We start from the raw sequence: 689 nt of genomic DNA, 5'->3' as shown, positions 1-689 counted from the left end.
ACCTTCCATCCGTTCATGGTGAAGGTCTTGGTAGAGCGAGGAGCGCTCGGTTGTAGGAAGGTAGTGGGGATCGCAGTGACCTGCCCGTAGTCGATATTCAGACGGCCGCCGGTGATGTCGATGGTTTTGGCTTCACCTGCGGTGGTCAGGTCCTGTCGGGCGGTGCGTAGTAGGTCTGGACGGCCAGCGCAGTCGTAGGTGGTCTTGATGCTGGTGCCGTGCAGTGTCCAGGATAGGGTGACGTAGAGGTTGATGTTGGTGTCGGGGCTGTTCTTGCCGAAGGCCGCGGTATGGGTGGAGGCCAGCAGGTCCGCCACCGCATCAGCGCTGGTGTCGTCCTTGAGACGCACGTCCAGGTCGGCCTCGGTACCGCCGATGTCGGCCGAGGCGTTGATGACGGTGACCGAGACGACGTTGGGATCCTTGGACAGGTGCTTCTCTGCTGCACTGGCGATGCGTCGGACCTTGAAGCCCTCCGGGCCGCTGTCGGGGTGCAGGGTGATGTCAATCAGATAGACGAAACTACCAATGATCAACACGAGGATGACCAGCATCACCCGGATGGCCCACCAACCCGCCGACCTGCCTGACGACGGTTTCCTCCGGCCGACAGAGGCTTCGTTGCTCGAGTCGGTGGCCGGGGCTTCTTCCGATTGGGCTCCTCCTCGTTCAGGTGTGGTCTGCTCGTC

At 62.0% G+C, this 689-nt stretch carries 1 pseudogene; it reads right to left on the bottom strand.

The features are described from left to right. Nucleotides 1-689, bottom strand: a pseudogene (locus HMPREF3165_RS13625) (hypothetical protein); the annotation flags it as partial.

Source organism: Actinomyces sp. HMSC08A09, assembly GCF_001807465.1.
Classification (GTDB): domain Bacteria; phylum Actinomycetota; class Actinomycetes; order Actinomycetales; family Actinomycetaceae; genus Actinomyces; species Actinomyces oris.
Note: the sequence above shows the minus strand (reverse complement) of the source record. Positions and strands in the feature narration are given on the sequence as shown.